Origin of the sequence: Jatrophihabitans sp., assembly GCF_051960575.1 — a bacterium.
Classification (GTDB): Bacteria; Actinomycetota; Actinomycetes; order Mycobacteriales; family Jatrophihabitantaceae; genus JBQCEE01.
In genome coordinates this window covers 1-17,785 of the sequence record NZ_JBQCEE010000087.1, presented here as the reverse complement: position 1 = coordinate 17,785, position 17,785 = coordinate 1, and the positions used below count along the sequence as shown (strand labels likewise).

Sequence of the window (17,785 nt, the reverse complement as noted above, 5' to 3'; positions counted from 1 at the left end):
CGGGGGGGGGGTGGGGGGGGGGCACGGGGGGGGGGCGGCCCCCCCGGGGGTTGTGGGGGGGGGGGCCGGCGGGCCCCCCCCCGGGGGGGGGGGCCGGCCCCCCCGGGCCCCCCCCACCGGGGCTCTTCGCGCGATCCACGACGCGTCAGGGACACGACCGACGCTAGGAACCGCCCGTCACGGACGTGTTGATCGTCAATGACCTCGGGGTCAACGGGATTGCCCGCGTGTTACAACCGCGATGTGCGGGCGGCGAAACATCGCCGACATGCGGCGGCCGGTCTGCCGATCAGGCCGACACGCCGCCCGGCATCGCGCGGGCGATCCAGCGGCGCTCGTCGTCGGTGAGCGTGCCGAGCGCAGCTGCGCGAGCGGCCCAGCGCTGCACCATCGCGCCGAATCGTGCCGGGTTGTAGACGTCCTCCTCGCGACGCCATCGATCGGCGTCGTCGGCGAGGGTGAGGATCGTGAGGTTGCTCGTCTCGTGCACGCTGCCGTCGCCCGGATCGCGCATGAGGTTGCGGATCTCGCACACCACGCGGCCGCGTTCGACATCGACGAGGTGCCACGCGACGGGGAACGACGTCATCGCCGAGCCAGGGAAGGTGCCCATCGTGCGGGTCACCCAGGCGCGGATCTCGTCGTGGCCGTGGAAGGTGCCGAACGCGTGCTCCTCGTACTCGGCGTCCGGCGTGAACAGCTGGACGAAGCCCTCCCACTCGGCCGTTGCCGCGCACCTGACGACGACGTCCTGGTAGTGCGCGAAGGCGTCCTCAAGCCGGCGGGCGGTGAACGGCATGCGCGGGAGGCTAGACCAGAACTGGAACCTGTTCCAGTGCTGTTACCCCGTCGGTGTCACTGCCGGCGAGCCACTCGACCACCCCCTCGACGGTCTCGCGGCAGCCGCCGCAGCCGGTGGTCGCCCGGGTCCGTCGGGCGACCTCCTCGGTCGAGCGGGCACCGTCCGTCCAGGCCGCACAGATGTCGGCCTTCGTCACACCGTTGCACTGGCAGACGGTCGCGCGGGCCGGCAGCACGGTGGGCGATGTCGCGACCGGTGCGGCCGCGGCCCGGCGCGGCAGCAGGAGCGCCACCGCGTCGTCCGGCACGGCCGCGGCGCGTTCGAAGCGTTGCACCAGGTCGCCCGCCGCACGCGTGTCGCCGAGCAGCAGCGCGCCGGCGAGCGCACCGTCGCGCACGACCAGCTTCTGGTAGACGCCACGTCGGCTGTCCGCGTAGGTGATCACGTCGGCGCCCTCGACACAGGTCGAGTCGCCGATGGCGGCCAGCTCGATGCCCGCCGCCTTCAGCCGGGTGACCTCGACCGGCGGCCGATAGCTCGTGGCCGCGCTGCTGTCGGCAACGGTGGCCGCCGCGACGCGGGCCTGTTCCCACACCGGCGCGACGAGCCCGCACACCGTCCCGTCGACCTCGGCGCACTCCCCCATCGCGAACACGGCCCGGTCGGTCACCGACCGCAGCCGGTCGTCGACGAGCACGCCGCGCCCGACGGCGAGCCCTGCGCGCCGCGCGAGCCCGATGCGTGGCCGGACGCCGCAGCACAGCACGACGAGCTCGGCCGCGACCGTCGTCCCGTCGCTGAGCTCGACCGCGTCGACGCGGTCGACACCCCGAACGCCGGTCACGCCGACGCCGTCGCGCACGGTGACGCCGAGTGCCTCGACCGTGCGGCGCAGCATCGTCGACGCCGCTGCGTCGAGCTGGCGCTCCATCAGTCGGCGCCCGGGCTGCACGACCGACACCACGACACCGCGGCCTGCCAGGGCCCGAGCCGCCTCGAGCCCCAGCACGCCGGCGCCGACGACCACCGCGCGGCGGGAGGTCGAGGCCCATCGGTCAAGGGCGGCGCAGTCGGCGCGGGTGCGGAAGGCCGCGACGCCGTCGAGCGCGCGGTCGTCGGTCGAGGTCATGCCGGCGATCGCCGGCACGACCGGTGTGCTGCCCGTCGCGAGCACGAGCACGTCGTAGTCGACGCGCGCGCCGTCGGCGAGCGTCACCCGTCTGCCCGCGCGGTCGATCGCGTCGACGGCGATCCCGTCGAGCAGCCGCACGCCGTGCTCGGCGTACCAGGCGTCGTCGAGCAGGTCGATCGTGTCGGCGCGCGTGACACCGGCGAGCACGTTCGAGAGCAGCACACGGTTGTAGGCAGGGCCGTACTCCTCACCGATCACCGTGATCGAGCAGTCGCCGTTGCGCTCGACGAGGTGTTGGACGAACCGCGCGCCGGCCATGCCGTTGCCGACCACGACGACCCGCTTCACGCTGTCGCCTCGATGCGCACGGCACAGACCTTGAACTCCGGCATGCGTGACACCGGGTCGAGCACGTCGTTCGTCACCAGATTCACCGATCCGTCACCGCCCCAGTGGAACGGCATGAACACCGTGTCCGGCCGGATCGTCGCGGTCACCCGCACCCGGGCGACCGCAGCACCGCGCCGGCTGACCACGCGCACGACCTGGCCCTCGTCGAGCGCGAGGTCATCGGCGAGGTCGGGATGCACCTCGACGGCCGGCTCGGGTTGTGCTGCGGCGAGCGGCTCGATGCGGCGGGTCTGCGCGCCGCTCTGGTAGTGCTGCAGGAGGCGTCCGGTCGTGAGGTGCACCGGGTAGTCGGCATCGAGCGGCTCGGCCGCCTCGCGGTGCTCGACGGCGTGGAAGCGGGCGCGGCCGTCAGGGGTGGCGAAGCGGTCCAGGAACATCCGCGGCGTGCCGGGGTGGTCATCGCTCGGGCACGGCCAGAACACACCGTCCTCGGCGGCGATCCGTTCATGCGTGATGCCCGCGTAGTCGGCCGGGCCGCCCGCGCTGGCGCGCCGCAGTTCGTCGAAGACCACCACAGGTTCGGTCGGCCAGCTGCCGGGTGCGTCGAGCCGCTCGGCCAGCCCCGCGATCACGTCGAGATCCGTGCGCACGCCCTCGGGCGGCTCGAGCGCACGGGCGCGCAGCAGCACGCGTCCTTCGAGATTGGTCAGCGTCCCGGTCTCCTCGGCCCACTGCGTGACCGGCAGCACCACGTCGGCCGACGCCGCGGTCTCGGACAGCACGACGTCGCTGACGACGAGCAGGTCGAGGGCTGACACCGCGTCGTCGAGACGGCGGGCGTTCGGCGCCGACACGATCGGGTTGCTGCCCATGACGACGAGCGCCCGCACCTCACGTCCGAGCCGGTCGATGAGTTCGGACGCGCTCACGCCGGGCCCGGGCAGATCGTCGGGGTCGACACCCCAGACGGCGGCGACGTGGGCCCGCGCCGCCGGGTCGTCGAGCCTCCGGTAGCCGGGCAGCTGGTCGGCCTTCTGCCCGTGCTCGCGTCCGCCTTGGCCGTTGCCCTGGCCGGTGAGGCAGCCGTAGCCGCTGCCCTCCCGCCCGGGCAGCCCGAGCGCGAGCGCGAGGTTGATCAGCGCGCTGACGGTGTCGACGCCTGTGCTGTGCTGCTCGGCGCCGCGGGCGGTGAGGACCATCGCCCGCCGGGCGTCCACGAGCAGGTCGGCGGCCGCGCGCAGGTCGGCCACCGGCACGCCGGTGATCGCCTCGACCCGTTCGGGCCAGTACGCGGCGACCGTGCGGCGCACGGCGTCGAAGCCGTTCGTGCGCTCGGTGACGTACTGCTCGTCGACGTGCCCGCCGGCGATCACGAGATGCAGCAGGCCGTTCGCGAGGGCGAGATCGGTGCCGGGTGTCGCCTGCAGGTGCAGGGTCGCGCGCGCCGCGGTGGGTGTCGCGCGTGGGTCGACGACGATCAACGAGCCGCCGGTGTCCTGCTGCTCGGCGAGCCAGCGCGCGAACGGTGGCATCGTCTCGGCGGGGTTGCTGCCGACGAGCAGGATCGTGTCGGCCCGCGCGAGGTCCTTGAGCGGGAACGGCAGGCCACGATCGACCCCGAACGCGCGGACGCCCGCCGCTGCCGCCGACGACATGCAGAACCGGCCGTTGTAGTCGATGTGTTTCGTCCGCAGCGCGACGCGGGCGAACTTGCCGAGCAGGTAGGCCTTCTCGTTCGTCAGGCCGCCGCCGCCGAAGACGCCGACCGCGTCCCGTCCGTGCCGCCGCTGCAGCGTACGGATGGCGGCAGCCACCCGGTCGAGCGCGTCGTCCCACGACACCTCGCGCAACGGTGCACCGCGGTGATCGCGGGCGAGCGGGGCGGTGAGCCGGTGCGGCGAGCGCAGCAACTCCCCCGCCGTCCACCCCTTCTGGCAGAGCCCGCCGCGGTTCGTCGGGAAGTCACGCGGGGCGATCGTGCCGCCCGCGTCGACGGTCATGCCGCACTGCAGCGCGCAATACGGACAGTGCGTCTCGGCCATGGCCGCAGCCTGCGCAGTCCGCGTTGTGCGCTCGCGTCGCCGGCGTAACGCCACCGTTCCGTCGGGATCACCGCGGCGGCTCGGCCGCTGTGCGCTCGCGGCCCGGCGGATGGGGAGTGCTGCCCATCGACGGTCCGGCCGGGGCTTCCTAGGTTCGGCTCACCGCCGCGACTGACGCCGGCGAACCGTTCAGCGAAAGGATCCGCTCATGATCGACACGATCGAGACCCAGCAGGACGCGAGCTCCGACCGGCGGCGCCGCCGCCTCGGCGGCCGTCTCGGACTCGCCGTCGCCGTCGTGCTGGCAACTGTCGGCATCACGTTCGTCGGCGCCTCCCCTGCGTCGGCGTTCGCCCGCGGCTGCGCGTTCTGGAACCCGTTCACGGTGAGCGGTCAGTCGCTCGCGTCCGGCCAGTACTGCGCCGAGGTGGACGGCACGGGGACCTACATCTACAACGTCTACGGCAACTTCGGGTCGGCCGCGAACGTCTGCAACTGGGACCTGACGGCGGAGTTCTTCGACCAGAACTGGAACTGGAAGCGCACCTACGTGTCCGCGCACAACTACGGGTGCTCGCACACCGGCAGCGCCTCGATCTACCTGCCGTACTACCTCAGCCAGATCACCGGGACGAACTACGGCTACATGTGCTCGACACTGCGGGCCGGTGGCCAGCGCATCACCAGCGTCTGCCACTACATCCATCCCTGACGTTGCTCGTGTCGGTGCCGGGTGGCGGCCTCCGCCGCCCGGCACCGCGGCATGTCCACGGCGTGACATCCGGATACTTCAGGTGGTGCAGCCGCTCGTGATCACCCTCGCGCTGGACGACGCGGCGCAGGACCGGTTCGACGCCGAACGGCGGGCGCTCTTCCCGCCCGGCCGCACCGCCGTCGGGGCACACGTGACGCTGTTCCACGCCGTGCCCGGCGAGCGCGAGCCCGACGTACGGGCCGATCTGGCCGAGGTCGCCGGGCCGTCGTTCGACGTGCTCGTCGCCCGCGTGCAGTCGCTCGGGCGGGGCGCCGCCTACGTCCTCGACTCGGACGAACTCGTGCGGCGGCACCGCGAGCTGCAACGCCGGTGGGCGCCGCACCTGACCGCCCAGGACAGCCAGGGCTTCCGTCCGCACATCACCGTGCAGAACAAGGTGACGCCCGCCGAGGCACGCGCGACGGTCGCGCGGTTGCAGGCCGGCTTCCAGCCGTTCGCGGTGCGCGCCGAGGGCTGGTCGCTCTGGCGCTACGACGGCGGCCCCTGGACGCACCTGGCGACCATCCCCTTCGCCTGATCCTCGCTGGGGGCACGAACCCCCTGGTGTGGCTCGCTTCCGAGCCCGGAAATGGGCCACAGCAGGGGGTTCGTCGGGCCGGGCTGCAATCCGGTGGCGGCCTCGGGTGTGATCAAGGTATGGCGATCGACCTCGCGACACCAGGTGTCGAGCAGCTGGGCGCCCTCGTCGCCACCCTCGCGGCGTGGCAGGACGACGCCGCGCCGCTGCAGCTGCACCCGGGGGACCTCGGCTGGTTCCAGCGCTTCGGCGCGCCGGCCACGGCCGCGGCCCTGCGCACGTGGACCGACGACGGACGGATCGTCGCGATCGGCCTGCTCGACGGCGCGACCGTGCTGCGGCTCGCCGTCGAGCCGGCGCGCCAGGACGACGACGCGCTCGCGCGGCCCGTGGCGTCCGACCTGGTCGACCCGGGGCGTGCGGTGCTGCCGACCGGTGCGGTCGCGGTCGCCACGCCGGCAGGTGCGCGCGTCCGTCAGGAGCTCGGTGATGCCGGGTGGAAGCAGAGTGAGGCGTGGCAGCCGCTGCAACGCTCACTGGACGAGCCCGTCGAGGTGCCGGCGTCGGTCCGGATCGAGATCGTCGGTGCCGCAAGGGCGCACCTGCGGACGGCGGTGCAGCCGGGCGTCGTTCGCACGCTCGTCGTTCACCGACGACCGGTGGCGGGCGATGGCGTCCGGCCCGGCCTACCGCCAGGGCTGCTGCCTCCTCGCGTTCGACACCGCCGATCGGCCCGTGGCCGCGGCGACGGTCTGGTCGGCGGGCACCGGCCGGCCCGGCCTGATCGAACCGCTCGGCGTCGACCCGGCCCATCGCGGGCACGGCCACGGCACGGCGATCACCCTGGCCTGCGCTGCGGTGCTGCGACGCCTCGGCTCGTCCAGCGCCCAGGTGTGCACCCCGAGCGCGAACACCGGCGGCATCGCGACCTACCGCGCCGCCGGCTTCGAACCGCTGCCCGAACTGCCGGACCTCACCCGCACCGAGTGACGACCCGGGCGGGTCGACGCGCCGGACGCGCGTCAGCGGGCCCACTCGTCGCGCAGGATCGCGTAGCCGACGCCGTCGACCCAGCCGTCGGGCGTGGGCCACCCTTGCCGGTACGTCGCCTCGTGGGTGAAGCCGCAGCGTTCCAGCACGGCCCGCATCGCCCGGTTGTCGTGCCGGGTCGTGGCCTCGAGCCGGTGGGCGCTGGTGTGCGTGAAGACCCACCCGGTCGCGAACCGGACGGCGGCGGTGCCCAGCCCCCGTCCGCGCGCCGCGGCACGAAGCCGCAGGTCGAACAACGGCGTCGGGTCACCGAGGTCGAACAGCCGCAGCACGCCGGCCCGCGCGCCACCGTCGACGATCCAGAAGGTCCGCACGTCCTCGCCGCCCCACCGTCCGGCGGCGAACGCGGCGCGCAGGTCGTCGGCCGACGGCTCGGCGACGCCGTGGAACGGCCACGGCTCGCCCGTGAGGAACGCGATCAGCGCGTCCTCGTTCGCTGCACTGGTCTCGACGAACTCCGGCATCGCGCGATCATGCCCGATCCCGACACGCGAAACCCCCTGCTGTGGCTCGATTTCCGGGGTGGGAACGAGCCGGAGCAGGGGGTTCCGCGCTTGCAGGCCGGTGGCGGCGCGCCTACAGCGGCAGGTCCTCGAGCATCTCGGTGACGAGCGCGGCGATCGGCGAGCGCTCCGAGCGGGTCAGCGTGACGTGCGCGAACAGCGGGTGCCCGCGCAGCGCCTCGATCACCGCGGCCACGCCGTCGTGCCGGCCGACGCGCAGGTTGTCGCGCTGCGCGACGTCGTGCGTCAGCACCACCCGCGAGCCCGAGCCGATGCGCGAGAGCACCGTCAGCAGCACGTTGCGCTCGAGCGACTGCGCCTCGTCGACGATGACGAACGAGTCGTGCAGCGACCGGCCGCGGATGTGCGTCAGCGGCAGCACCTCGAGCATGCCGCGGTCCATCACCTCGTCCATGACGTCGGACGAGACGAGCGCGCCGAGGGTGTCGAAGACGGCCTGCGCCCAGGGCGCCATCTTCTCGTTCTCCGACCCCGGCAGGTACCCGAGCTCCTGGCCGCCGACGGCGTAGAGCGGGCGGAAGACGACGACCCGCTTGTGGGCGCGGCGCTCGAGCACCGACTCGAGCCCGGCGCACAGCGCGAGCGCCGACTTGCCGGTGCCCGCGCGCCCGCCGAGCGACACGATGCCGACCTCGGGGTCGAGCAGCAGGTCGAGCGCGATGCGCTGCTCGGCCGAACGCCCCCGCAGTCCGAAGGCCTCGCGGTCGCCGCGCACGAGCCGCACCATCTTGTCCGGCGTGATCCGCGCGAGGCCCGAGCCCTTCGGCGAGTGCAGCACCAGCCCGGTGTGGCAGGGCAGGTCCGCGACCGCGGTGAAGTCGGGCTCCTCGACGAGCGACAGCGCGGTGCCGTCGTAGAGCGCGTCGACGGTGGCGCCCGCGACGTCGACCTCGGCCATGCCCGTCCAGCCGGTCGAGTCGGCGACGGGGTGCATGCGGTACTCGTCGGCCGGCAGCCCCACCGACGCGGCCTTGACCCGCAGCGGCATGTCCTTGGTGACCAGTGTGACGTCGCGGCCCTCGGCGGCGAGGTTGAGCGCGACGGCGAGGATGCGCGAGTCGTTGCTGTCGACGCGGAAGCCCGCCGGCAGCGTCGACAGGTCGCTGTGGTTCAGCTCGACGTGCAGCACGCCGCCCGCGTCGCCGATCGGCACCGGCGCGTCGAGCCGGCCGTGCTTGATCCGCAGGTCGTCCAGTGCGCGCAGCGTCTGCCGGGCGAACCAGCCGAGCTCGGGGTGGTGCCGCTTGCCCTCGAGCTCGCTGATCACGACCAGGGGCAGCACGACCTCGTGCTCGGCGAAGCGCCCGAGGGCACCCGGGTCGGACAGCAGCACCGACGTGTCGAGGACGAACGTGCGGGCGGCGGGGTCACTCGTCAAGGAAGGCTCCTGCGAGGGTCAGGCCAGGGACGCAGGGGTGTGCGCACCGGGCTGCTGGAGTCGGACGGCCCCTCGAGGCGCCGGTCCGGCCCCTCTCTCGCGTCGCCACGAACCGGGACCTCCCGTGCGGCCCGGGTCGGCCGGTCCGCTGCGAGGAACGGTACGTCCGCGAGTGCTCACGACCGTGCTGAAACGCGGTGGCGCGTGTTACCGCCGGATGAACATCAGCTGGACGCGTCGCCGGTCTCGACCGGCCGCTGCTCGTCGGCGCCCCACTGCGACCACGAGCCGGGGTAGAGCCGCAGGTCGGTGAAGCCCGCCCGGTGCATCGCGAGCAGGTCGTGGCAGGCGGTCACCCCGCTGCCGCAGTAGGCGACCGCGGACCGCGGCTCGCCGAAGCGCGCGCGGAGTTCCTCGGCGGGACGGAACCGGCCGGCCTCGTCCAGGTTTCCCTGCCAGAAGCGCGAGACGGCGCCGGGGACATGACCGGGACGCGGGTCGATCGCCGGGTCGCCCGCGGCCCACCGCGCCTCGGTGCGGGCATCGACGAGCAGGCCGTCCCACGCCGCGACCGCGTCGGCGTCGACGAACCGGTCGGCCGGCCACGGCGCGGGCGCCCGCTCGACCGGTGACACCCTGGGCTCGTCGATGGTCAGGTCACCCGGCCACGCCGCGAGGCCGCCGTCGAGCACGGCCACCGGTTCGCCGAGCACGTGCAGCATCCACCACAACCGCGACGCCTGACCGCCGCCGGAGTCGTCGTACGCGACCACCGGCGTGCCGGTGGCGATGCCGACCCGGCCGAGGGCTGCGGCGAAGTGTTCGGGCGTGGGCAGGGGGTGGCGTCCGGCGGCGGTCGAGGCGGGCGCCGACAGGTCGCCGTCGATGTCGAGCCACACCGCGCCCGGCAGATGCCCGCTGTCGTAGGCGGCCCGCCCGGACCGTCCGTCGAGGTACCAGCGGACGTCGACGAGGCGCACGTCGTCGAGGTGGGTGGCGAGCCACGCACCGCTGACCAAGGACTCCATCAGCCGCCGAACCGTCGCTGCCGCAGCCCGTAGTCACGCAGCGCGCGCAGGAAGTCGATCTTGCGGAAGTCGGGCCACAGCGCGTCGCAGAAGTAGAACTCCGAGTGCACCGACTGCCAGAGCAGGAACCCGGACAGCCGTTGCTCACCGGAGGTGCGGATGACCAGGTCGGGGTCGGGCTGGCCGCGCGTGTAGAGGTGCTCGGCGATCGCGTCCGGCTCGATCTGGTCGGCCAACTCGGTGAGCGACGTGCCGGCGGCGGCGTGCTCGAGCAGCAGCGAGCGCACGGCGTCGGCGATCTCGCGGCGCCCGCCGTAGCCCACCGCGACGTTGACCTCGAGCCCCGTGCGGTTGCGCGTGCGCTCCTCGGCCGCCTTCAGCGCCTCGGCGGTCGCGGCGGGCAGCAGGTCGAGCGCCCCGACCGCCCGGACGCGCCAGGGCAGCCCCGGCCCGGAGAGCTCGTCGGCGACCCCGGCGATGATGCGCAGCAACGGCTCGAGCTCCTCGGCCGGACGCCGCAGGTTGTCGGTCGAGAGCAACCAGATGGTCACGTGCTCGACGCCGACCTCACTGCACCACTCGAGCAGGTTGCCGATGTGCTGCGCGCCGACGACGTGGCCCTGGCTGACGTCGTCGAAGCCGGCGGCGCGGGCCCAGCGCCGGTTGCCGTCGATCATGATCGCGACATGGCGCGGGATGGGCGCACCCTGCAGCTGCCTGCGCAGGCGCCGCTCGTAGACGCGGTACACGGCGTCGCGCAACGTCACACGTCGAAACTAGCCCGCAGCACAAGAGTTCCATGCATCAGCCGGGCGCGTCGGACGATCATGACCGGCCGGTGAACGGAACCTGTGCTGTTGCGTCACGACCGCTCACTCACAGCGACCGCTCCGTAGCATCCGGTGGGTGACCCCGACGCACCCCGACGAGGACTCCTCGCCCGTGAGCGCCGCTGCTCATGCCGCCGCCACCGCGGCGCACAACGCGGTCGACGCCATCCACACCGTCGTCGCCGACCTGAAGCCCCGCTTGCGCGGGTGGCTGCATGCCTACGCCGCGCTCGTCTCGCTCATCACCGGCACCGCCCTCGTCGCCGTCTCGGCCGCGGTCAAGGGCGGCTCGTCGGCGCTGAGCACCGGGATCTACGCCGCGACCGTGACGCTGCTGTTCGGCACGTCCGCGCTGTACCACCGGCTCAACTGGAGCGAGCCGCGCCGCCGGCTGATGAAGCGGCTCGACCACTCCATGATCTTCGTGTTCATCGCCGGCACGTACACGCCGATCGCCGCGCTGACGCTGCCGCGCGACGCCGCCATCGCCGTGCTCGTCGCCGTCTGGGCGGGCGCGCTCATCGGCGTGGGGCTCCAGATCACCTGGCCCGGTGCCCCCCGGTGGCTCTCGGCGCCCTGCTACGTCGCGCTCGGCTGGGTCGCGGCCTTCGTGATGCCCGACCTGCTGCAGCACGCGGGCGTCGCGGCGTTCACCCTCATCGCGCTCGGCGGCGTCATCTACACCATCGGCGCCGTCGTCTACGCGCTCAAGAAGCCGAACCCGTGGCCGGGCACGTTCGGCTTCCACGAGGTGTTCCACGCCTGCACCCTGCTCGCGGCCCTGTGCCACTACGTGGCGATCTGGCTGGCCGTCTTCGCCTGACGGGCTCCGTGGACCGCCCGCAGGCGGACTACCAGCGCAGCGAGCGGTTGCGGCGCGCGAGTGCGTTGCCGGCCGCGCTGCTCGCCAGCAGCACGAGCACCGCCGCGACGCCGATCTCGCACGCGAAGGTCAGGAACCGGCCCACGTGGAACAGGTGCCGGCCGAGCAGGCTGCCGATGAGCGAGCCGATCCAGCCGATGACGATGGTGTTGAAGATCCCGATCTCCTGACGGCCGGGGACGGCCAACCGGGCCAGGGCGCCGATCACGGCGCCGACGACCGCGGCGCTGAGGATGAGCCACAGCGCCCAGCCGGCGATGGCCACCACGAGTACGAGCACCAGGACGACGGGCAGCAGCGCGAGCATGCCCTCACCGTACGAGCCCCGGCTGTGCGGAGCTCCGCAGCGCGAGGGTGTCCGCCGTGGGCGAACGACCTCGCCCGTGTGGCCGTTTCGTTGTAATCATGTAATGACTGCAACGCACGAGGAGGTACCACAGATGACTGGACGAGGACGCCGCGGCTTCGGCCGCCCCGGGGGTTGGCAGCAGGCCGACCTCCCGCCCGCCGACGACGCGGCCGCATGGTTCGCCGGCCGCCTGCCCGACGGCTGGTTCACCGGCCCGGCGACGATCACCGTCGACCGGGAGGAGATCGTGGTGCTCGGCGAGCTCGCCGCGCCCGAGGGCACCGCCGAGGCGACGCGGGAGGCCGCGGCGCTCGGCCGGATCGGCCGGTTCCGCGACGACACCCGCGAACAGCGCATGCAGATCGCGGACGAGGCGGAGGCCCGCTACGGCCGGAAGGTCGCCTGGGGCGCGTCCATCGGCGACACCCGGGTGCTGTTCACCCATCTCGCGGTGCCGGTGATGACGCGCCTGCGCCAGGACGAGCGGCGGGTGCTCGACACCCTCGTGGACGCCGGCGTCGCCCGCTCACGTGCCGACGCCCTTGCCTGGTGCGTGCGACTGGTGGGCGAGCACACCGACGAGTGGCTGACCGGCCTGCGCCGGGCCATGCAGCAGGTCGACGAGCTCCGCCGGGAGGGGCCGGGCCTCGGCGGTCAGGACGGCACCGCGACCGGCTGAGCGCCGCCCGACCCCGGACAACCGAAAGGCCGCCGTCTTGCGACGGCGGCCCTTCGGCTCACCCGGGGGGAGGGATGAGCCTTCGCACTTTTACCCAGGACATGACGGTCTCTCACACGTCCTCACATCTTTTTCTGAAATTTTCTTCCCGACCTAGAGTGGCGCCCATGCCGACGGACGCGCGTGACCACGACATCGTGCTCTTCGGGGCCACCGGGTTCGCCGGGAGGCTGACGGCCGAGTACCTCGCCCTCGCCGCACCGGCGGGCTGCCGCTGGGCGCTGGCCGGGCGCAGCCGCACCAAGCTGGCGGCTGTGCGCGACGGCCTCGCCGCGCTGAACCCGAGCCTCGCCGACCTGCCGCTGCTCGAGGCCGACGTCGATGACGTGGCCTCGGTGCGCCGCGTCGCCGAGGCCACCAAGGTGCTCGCCACCACGGTCGGGCCGTACGTGCTGCACGGTCACGGCGTGGTCGCCGCGTGCGCCGAGGCCGGCACCGACTACCTCGACCTCACCGGCGAGCCCGAGTTCGTCGACGCCACCTGGCTGCGCCAGCACGCGGTGGCCGAGCGCACCGGCGCCCGGCTCGTCCACGCGGCCGGCTTCGACTCGATCCCCCACGACCTCGGCACCTGGTTCACCGTCAAGCAGTTGCCCGAGGACGTCCCGCTCACCGTGCGCGGGTACGTGCGGGCGTCCGGCATGTTCAGCGGCGGCACCTTCGCGTCCGCGCTCACCGCCTTCTCGCGGGCCCGCGCCAACGTCGTCACCGCCCGGGCCCGTCGCGCCGCCGAGTCCGTGCCCGGTGACCGGCGCGTGCACGCCGAGCTGGGCCGCCCGCACCGCGACCCGCTCGAGGGCGACTGGTCGCTGCCGTTCCCGTCGCTCGACCCGCAGATCATCGTGCGCTCGGCCCGGGCGGTGCCGCGCTACGGGCCCGACTTCACCTACTCGCACTACGCGGCCATCGGCCGGCTCGCGACCGCAGCGGGCGTGGCCGCCGGTGTCGGCACCCTCGCCGGGCTCGCGCAGATCCCGCCCGCCCGGAAGGCGCTGATGCGCTTACAGCCGGCCGGTCAGGGGCCGTCGGCCGAGCGCCGGGCGCGGAGCTGGTTCAGCGTGACGTTCCTCGGCGAGGGTGGCGGCGAGCGGGTCGTCACGAGGGTGTCGGGCGGCGACCCGGGCTACGACGAGACGGCCAAGATGCTCGCCGAGTCGGCCCTCTGCCTCGCCCACGACGACCTGCCGCAGACCGCGGGCCAGGTCACCACCGCGCAGGCCATGGGCGACGCGCTGCTCGACCGGCTGCAGAAGGCCGGCATCGCGTTCGACGTCCTGGGCTGAGCCCCGCCCCGCCCTGGCCCGCCGCGCGGCGCCGCCGTGTGTGTGGCGACGCTGCGGGCGGACACGCCGCGCCGGGCCCCGCAGGGGCGCCACGCACGACCCGGCCCGCCGCGCCGTGCGCGGGGTTCCGGGCCGCACCCGCGTCCCTAGACTCGACCCATGTCCGACGAACCGCTCGAGACCCCCGAGACCGCCGCCGCCACGAGCGACACCGGCACCTCGTCGTCCCATGACATCCCGCTGCCCGCCCACCTGCGCGAGGCCTTCAAGGCCGACTGGGAGCCCGCGCCGGCGATGCCGCACCCGGGCGACCCGGACGTCGCCGCCTACGCGGGCAAGCGCCGCGCCGCCCTCTCGGCGCTCACCGCGGGGCGGCTGGTCGTCGTCCCCGCGGGCGGTCTGCGCACCCGCGCCAACGACACCGACTACGCGTTCCGCGCGGCGAGTGCCTTCACCTGGCTGACCGGCGAGACCGAGGCCGACACGGTGCTCGTGCTGCGTCCGGAGGGCAGCGGGCACGAGGCCGTGCTCTACGTGCCCGAGTACGCCCAGCCCGGTGAGGTGCGGTACTTCACCGACCGTGCCCACGGCGCCGTCTGGGTCGGCAACGTGCCGGGCCTGCACGACACCGAGGCGACGCTCGGCGTGCGCACCCGGCCGCGCAGCGCGCTGGCCGGCGACCACGCGCCGTATCGCGACGCACCCGCCGACCTGCTCGCCGGCCTCGACGCCGAGATCGACGCGCTGCTGCCTCACGCCGACCGCACCCGCCTCACCCGCCTGGTCGACGAGCTGCGGCTGGTGACGGACGAGTGGGAGCTCGGCAAGCTGCGCCTGGCCTGCGAGATCACCGCGCGCGGCTTCGCCGACGTCGCCCGCGAGCTGCCGCTCGTCGTCGGACGCCCCGACCTGCGCGGCGAGCGCTGGCTCGAGGGCACCTTCCAGCGGCGCGCCCGGCTCGAGGGCAACGACGTCGGCTACTCGTCCATCGTCGGCAGCGGAGCGCACGCCACGACGCTGCACTGGTGGCGCAACCACGGCGCCGTCGCACCGGGCACCCTGCTGCTGGCCGACATGGGCGTCGAGACCGACGCGCTGTACACCGCCGACGTCACCCGCACCATGCCGGTCAGCGGCGAGTGGACGCCCACCCAGCTCAAGGTCTACCGGGCCGTGTTCGAGGCGCAGACCGCCGGCATCGGCGAGGTGCGGGCGGGCAACGACTTCCTGGCCGCGCACCGGGCGGCGATGTACGTGCTCGCCGAGCACCTGCACTCGTGGGGCGTCCTGCCGGTGACCGCCGACGTCTCGTGCTCCGAGGACGAGGACCGCCCCGGCGCCGGCCTGCCCCGCCGCTCCCCGCGGCCCGGCCCGTCGCACATGCTCGGCATCGCCGTCCACGACTGCGCCGCCGCGCGCGAGGAGCACTACCGCAAGGGGACGCTCGCCGCCGGCCACGTGCTCACGGTCGAGCCCGGGCTGTACTTCCAGGTGAACGACCGCACCGTGCCCGACGAGCTCAAGGGCATCGGGGTGCGCATCGAGGACGACATCGTCGTCACCGACGGCGACCCGGTGAACCTCTCGGGCATGCTGCCGCGCGACCCCGACGAGATCGTCGGCTGGCTGCGCGAGGTGCAGCGCACGCCGGCGCGGCCGTGACGCCGTGCTGATCCCGACCCCGCCGTGGTGACCGACGGCGACCTCCTCGTCCCGCCGCGCCGTTGGCTACCTGGCGGGCTGGTCGTCCCGGCCGCCGAGCTGACCGAGCGGTTCAGCCGCGCGTCCGGGCCGGGCGGGCAGTCGGTGAACACGACCGACAGCCGGGTCGAGCTGCGGTGGGACGCCGCCGCGTCGGCCGTGCTCGACGACGCCCAGCGGGCCCGCGTGCTGCGGCACCTGGCCGGGCGGCTCGTCGACGGCGTCGTCGTCATCGTCGCGTCCGAGCAGCGGTCGCAACTGCAGAACCGGCAGGCCGCCCGGGCCCGGCTGGTCGTGCTGCTGCTCGAGGCGCTCGCTCCCCCGCCGCCGCCGCGCCGGGCCACCCGCCCCACGCGCGGCAGCCGCGAGCGCCGCCTCGACGCCAAGCGTCGCCGCGGTGACGTGAAGGCCGGCCGCCGCCGCCCCGACACGTCCGACTTAATCGTGCACGTGGCGTGTCGATGCGGGACGAACGTCGTTGGACACCGACGTGAGCAACGACTCCTCCCGTGTCCTGCCCACCGACGAGCCGACCGAGCGGCCCGGCCTGAGCCGGCGGGCGGTGCTCGGCCTCGGCGTCGCCGCCGCCGGTGCCGCCGCCGCGGCGCCGTTCCTGCCCGCCGCCGACGCCGCCGCGGTCGACCATCCGATCGCCCAGGCGCTGCCGCTCGCACCAGCGGGCAGCACCCTCGCGACGACGCTCGTCCGTGGCACGCCGGGCACCGGCGGCTACCGCCGCATCACCACCGGCCCGGGCGAGCCGAGCATCGTGCGCGGCGACCTGCTCGGCGGCGCCACCCGCAGCGGCGGGTCGCGCACCCCGATCGTCGCCTTCGGCCAGTTCACCGACATGCACCTCGGCGACTCGCAGTCGCCGTGCCGGGTCGAGTTCACCGACCGCATCGGCAGTCCGCTCGACGCCGCGTACCGGCCGCAGGAGATGTTGTCGCTGCACGTCGCCGAGGCGATGGTGCAGTCGATGAACCGGTTCGCCGGCGGCGCGCCGGTCACCGCGCGCCCCCTCGACTTCCTCATCAGCACGGGCGACAACGCCGACAACACGCAGTACAACGAGGTGCGCTGGCACATCGACCTGCTGGACGGGCACCAGCCGGTGCGTCCCGACTCGGGGAACTACGCGAAGTGGGAGGGCGTCGGCGGCAAGGACGACCGCAGCACCTACTACTGGCACCCGGACGGCACGCCGACGCTCGGGTCGCCGGACGACCCGCACACCAAGTACGGCTTCCCGACCGTGCCGGGCCTGCTCGACCGGTGCCGTGCGCCGTTCCAGGCCACCGGCCTCGCGATGCCCTGGTTCGTGACCTTCGGCAACCACGACGGGCTGATCCAGGGCAACTTCCCGTCCGTCGGGGTGCTGAACGCGATCGCGCTCGGCGCGCTCAAGGTCACCGACTTCCCGCTCGGTCTCGACCCCCAGGCCCTCGCCGCCGCCGCCGCGAACGGCGACGTCGCCGCGCTGACCACGCTGCTCACCCTGGGCCCCGCGAAGCTCGTCACCGCCGACCCGAACCGGCGGCAGCTGCTGCACCGCGAGATGGTCGCCGAGTACTTCAGGACGACGACCACGCCGGTCGGCCACGGCTACACCCAGAGCAACCTCGACAACGACACCGCGTACTACTCGTTCGACAAGGGCGGCGTGCACTTCGTCTCGCTCGACACGTGCAACCGCCTCGGCTACGACGAGGGCTCGCTGACGTCCGACCAGTTCAGCTGGCTGCAGGGCGAGCTCGTCGCACACAGCTCGCGCTACCTCGACACCAGCGGCAACTGGGTGGCCGGCGGCGGCGCCGACCAGCTCATCGTGATCTTCAGCCACCACACCGTCGAAACGATGACCAACCCGCTCGGCGTCGGCACGAAGCAGGGCACCGACGTGGCGGCGCTGCTGCTGCGCTTCCCGAACGTGGTGCTGTGGGTCAACGGGCACACCCACCGCAACACGGTCGTCCCCTACGCCCGGCCGGCGTCGGCCGCCGTCGGCGGCGGGTTCTGGGAGGTCAACACGGCCGCCCACATCGACTGGCCGCAGCAGTCGCGCGTGCTCGAGATCGTCGACAACGGCGACGCGACGCTGTCTATCTTCGGCACTTTGCTCGACCACGCCGCCCCGACCGCGGGGCCGAGCAACCCGACGACGCCGCTCGAGCTGGCGGCGCTGTCGCGCGAGCTCGGCGCGAACGACTGGCAGAACGAGGTGCCCACGGCGAGCGAGGACGGCAAGCGCGGCGCGGCGACCGACCGCAACGTCGAGCTGCTGGTGCGCAAGCCCTTCTGAGCCGGTCGCTCGTCCCCCGCGGCGGTCACGGCGCTCCTCGCCGCACCGGGGAGGGTGTGCGGGTCTGCGGGGACGAGCGGCCCCTGCCCGGGCGATGAT

15 protein-coding genes and 2 pseudogenes are annotated in these 17,785 nt (G+C 73.7%); 9 read left to right on the top strand and 8 right to left on the bottom strand.

All coding sequences use genetic code 11. From position 1 onward, the window contains the following. Positions 1–289: 289 nt before the first annotated feature. From ACTHMS_RS04595 to ACTHMS_RS04585, 3 genes are read right to left on the bottom strand one after another with little or no spacing between them, the layout of a single operon-like run. A complete protein-coding gene (locus ACTHMS_RS04595) occupies positions 290–799 on the bottom strand; it encodes a nuclear transport factor 2 family protein (protein ID WP_440305490.1) in 510 nt (169 codons plus the stop codon). 10 nt (positions 800–809) lie between these two features. Beyond that, on the bottom strand, positions 810–2,282 hold the full coding sequence (locus ACTHMS_RS04590) for an FAD-dependent oxidoreductase (protein WP_440305489.1): 1,473 nt from the start codon (positions 2,280–2,282) through the stop codon (positions 810–812). After that, positions 2,279–4,327 (bottom strand): molybdopterin oxidoreductase family protein, encoded by a 2,049-nt coding sequence (locus ACTHMS_RS04585; protein WP_440305488.1) that lies wholly within the window; start codon positions 4,325–4,327, stop codon positions 2,279–2,281. The genes ACTHMS_RS04590 and ACTHMS_RS04585 overlap by 4 nt, the downstream gene beginning before the upstream one ends. 208 nt (positions 4,328–4,535) lie before the next feature. On the opposite strand from ACTHMS_RS04585, the gene ACTHMS_RS04580 reads away from it, so the two are divergent. The 3 genes and pseudogenes from ACTHMS_RS04580 (at position 4,536) to ACTHMS_RS04570 (ending at position 6,609) form a co-directional block, all read left to right on the top strand. Beyond that, complete coding sequence (locus ACTHMS_RS04580; RefSeq protein WP_440305487.1) at positions 4,536–5,039, top strand: hypothetical protein; 504 nt, start codon at positions 4,536–4,538, stop codon at positions 5,037–5,039. A gap of 85 nt (positions 5,040–5,124) precedes the next feature. Then, positions 5,125–5,619 (top strand): 2'-5' RNA ligase family protein, encoded by a 495-nt coding sequence (locus tag ACTHMS_RS04575; RefSeq protein ID WP_440305486.1) that lies wholly within the window; start codon positions 5,125–5,127, stop codon positions 5,617–5,619. Positions 5,620–5,738: 119 nt separating this feature from the next. Further along, positions 5,739–6,609, top strand: a pseudogene (locus ACTHMS_RS04570) (GNAT family N-acetyltransferase). Positions 6,610–6,641: 32 nt separating this feature from the next. On the opposite strand, the gene ACTHMS_RS04565 reads toward ACTHMS_RS04570, so the two are convergent. The 4 genes from ACTHMS_RS04565 to ACTHMS_RS04550 all read right to left on the bottom strand — a co-directional run bounded on the left by ACTHMS_RS04565 (position 6,642) and on the right by ACTHMS_RS04550 (position 10,366). Then, positions 6,642–7,133, bottom strand: a complete 492-nt coding sequence (locus tag ACTHMS_RS04565; RefSeq protein ID WP_440305485.1) for a GNAT family N-acetyltransferase — start codon at positions 7,131–7,133, stop codon at positions 6,642–6,644. Between the two features lie 112 nt (positions 7,134–7,245). Continuing rightward, a complete protein-coding gene (locus ACTHMS_RS04560; RefSeq protein WP_440305484.1) occupies positions 7,246–8,571 on the bottom strand; it encodes a PhoH family protein in 1,326 nt (441 codons plus the stop codon). 224 nt (positions 8,572–8,795) lie between these two features. Then, a complete protein-coding gene (locus tag ACTHMS_RS04555) occupies positions 8,796–9,599 on the bottom strand; it encodes a sulfurtransferase (protein WP_440305483.1) in 804 nt (267 codons plus the stop codon). Beyond that, positions 9,599–10,366 (bottom strand): isoprenyl transferase, encoded by a 768-nt coding sequence (locus ACTHMS_RS04550; RefSeq protein ID WP_440305482.1) that lies wholly within the window; start codon positions 10,364–10,366, stop codon positions 9,599–9,601. Before ACTHMS_RS04550 ends, ACTHMS_RS04555 begins: the two co-directional genes overlap by 1 nt. Before the next feature lie 229 nt (positions 10,367–10,595). On the opposite strand from ACTHMS_RS04550, the gene trhA reads away from it, so the two are divergent. Further along, complete coding sequence (gene trhA / locus ACTHMS_RS04545) at positions 10,596–11,252, top strand: PAQR family membrane homeostasis protein TrhA (RefSeq protein WP_440305491.1); 657 nt, start codon at positions 10,596–10,598, stop codon at positions 11,250–11,252. Positions 11,253–11,280: 28 nt separating this feature from the next. Here the strand turns inward: trhA and ACTHMS_RS04540 are convergent, their stop codons facing one another. Next, positions 11,281–11,619 (bottom strand): GlsB/YeaQ/YmgE family stress response membrane protein, encoded by a 339-nt coding sequence (locus ACTHMS_RS04540; protein ID WP_440305481.1) that lies wholly within the window; start codon positions 11,617–11,619, stop codon positions 11,281–11,283. Between the two features lie 103 nt (positions 11,620–11,722). Between ACTHMS_RS04540 and ACTHMS_RS04535 the strand changes: the two genes are divergently transcribed. The 5 genes and pseudogenes from ACTHMS_RS04535 (at position 11,723) to ACTHMS_RS04515 (ending at position 17,686) form a co-directional block, all read left to right on the top strand. Then, entirely contained in the window at positions 11,723–12,340 is a 618-nt protein-coding gene (locus tag ACTHMS_RS04535; RefSeq protein WP_440305480.1) for a hypothetical protein, read from the top strand. 167 nt (positions 12,341–12,507) lie between these two features. Then, positions 12,508–13,683 carry a saccharopine dehydrogenase family protein gene (locus ACTHMS_RS04530; protein ID WP_440305479.1) on the top strand — a complete coding sequence of 392 codons (1,176 nt, stop codon included), beginning with the start codon at positions 12,508–12,510 and terminating at the stop codon, positions 13,681–13,683. Between the two features lie 159 nt (positions 13,684–13,842). Further along, positions 13,843–15,345 carry an aminopeptidase P family protein gene (locus ACTHMS_RS04525; protein WP_440305478.1) on the top strand — a complete coding sequence of 501 codons (1,503 nt, stop codon included), beginning with the start codon at positions 13,843–13,845 and terminating at the stop codon, positions 15,343–15,345. Positions 15,346–15,369: 24 nt separating this feature from the next. Next, positions 15,370–15,810 (top strand): annotated as a pseudogene (gene arfB / locus ACTHMS_RS04520) (alternative ribosome rescue aminoacyl-tRNA hydrolase ArfB); the annotation flags it as partial. Positions 15,811–15,874: 64 nt separating this feature from the next. Further along, positions 15,875–17,686 (top strand): TIGR03767 family metallophosphoesterase, encoded by a 1,812-nt coding sequence (locus ACTHMS_RS04515; protein ID WP_440305477.1) that lies wholly within the window; start codon positions 15,875–15,877, stop codon positions 17,684–17,686. Positions 17,687–17,785: the final 99 nt, after the last annotated feature.

What these genes read in the sequence shown, in the direction of transcription:
- ACTHMS_RS04595 (WP_440305490.1), bottom strand. Translation starts at nt 799, where the DNA reads ATGCCGTTCACCGCCCGCCGGCTTGAGGACGCCTTCGCGCACTACCAG.
- ACTHMS_RS04585 (WP_440305488.1), bottom strand. Translation starts at nt 4,327, where the DNA reads ATGGCCGAGACGCACTGTCCGTATTGCGCGCTGCAGTGCGGCATGACC.
- ACTHMS_RS04580 (WP_440305487.1), top strand. Translation starts at nt 4,536, where the DNA reads ATGATCGACACGATCGAGACCCAGCAGGACGCGAGCTCCGACCGGCGG.
- ACTHMS_RS04565 (WP_440305485.1), bottom strand. Translation starts at nt 7,133, where the DNA reads ATGCCGGAGTTCGTCGAGACCAGTGCAGCGAACGAGGACGCGCTGATC.
- ACTHMS_RS04555 (WP_440305483.1), bottom strand. Translation starts at nt 9,599, where the DNA reads ATGGAGTCCTTGGTCAGCGGTGCGTGGCTCGCCACCCACCTCGACGAC.
- ACTHMS_RS04540 (WP_440305481.1), bottom strand. Translation starts at nt 11,619, where the DNA reads ATGCTCGCGCTGCTGCCCGTCGTCCTGGTGCTCGTACTCGTGGTGGCC.
- ACTHMS_RS04535 (WP_440305480.1), top strand. Translation starts at nt 11,723, where the DNA reads ATGACTGCAACGCACGAGGAGGTACCACAGATGACTGGACGAGGACGC.
- ACTHMS_RS04530 (WP_440305479.1), top strand. Translation starts at nt 12,508, where the DNA reads ATGCCGACGGACGCGCGTGACCACGACATCGTGCTCTTCGGGGCCACC.
- ACTHMS_RS04525 (WP_440305478.1), top strand. Translation starts at nt 13,843, where the DNA reads ATGTCCGACGAACCGCTCGAGACCCCCGAGACCGCCGCCGCCACGAGC.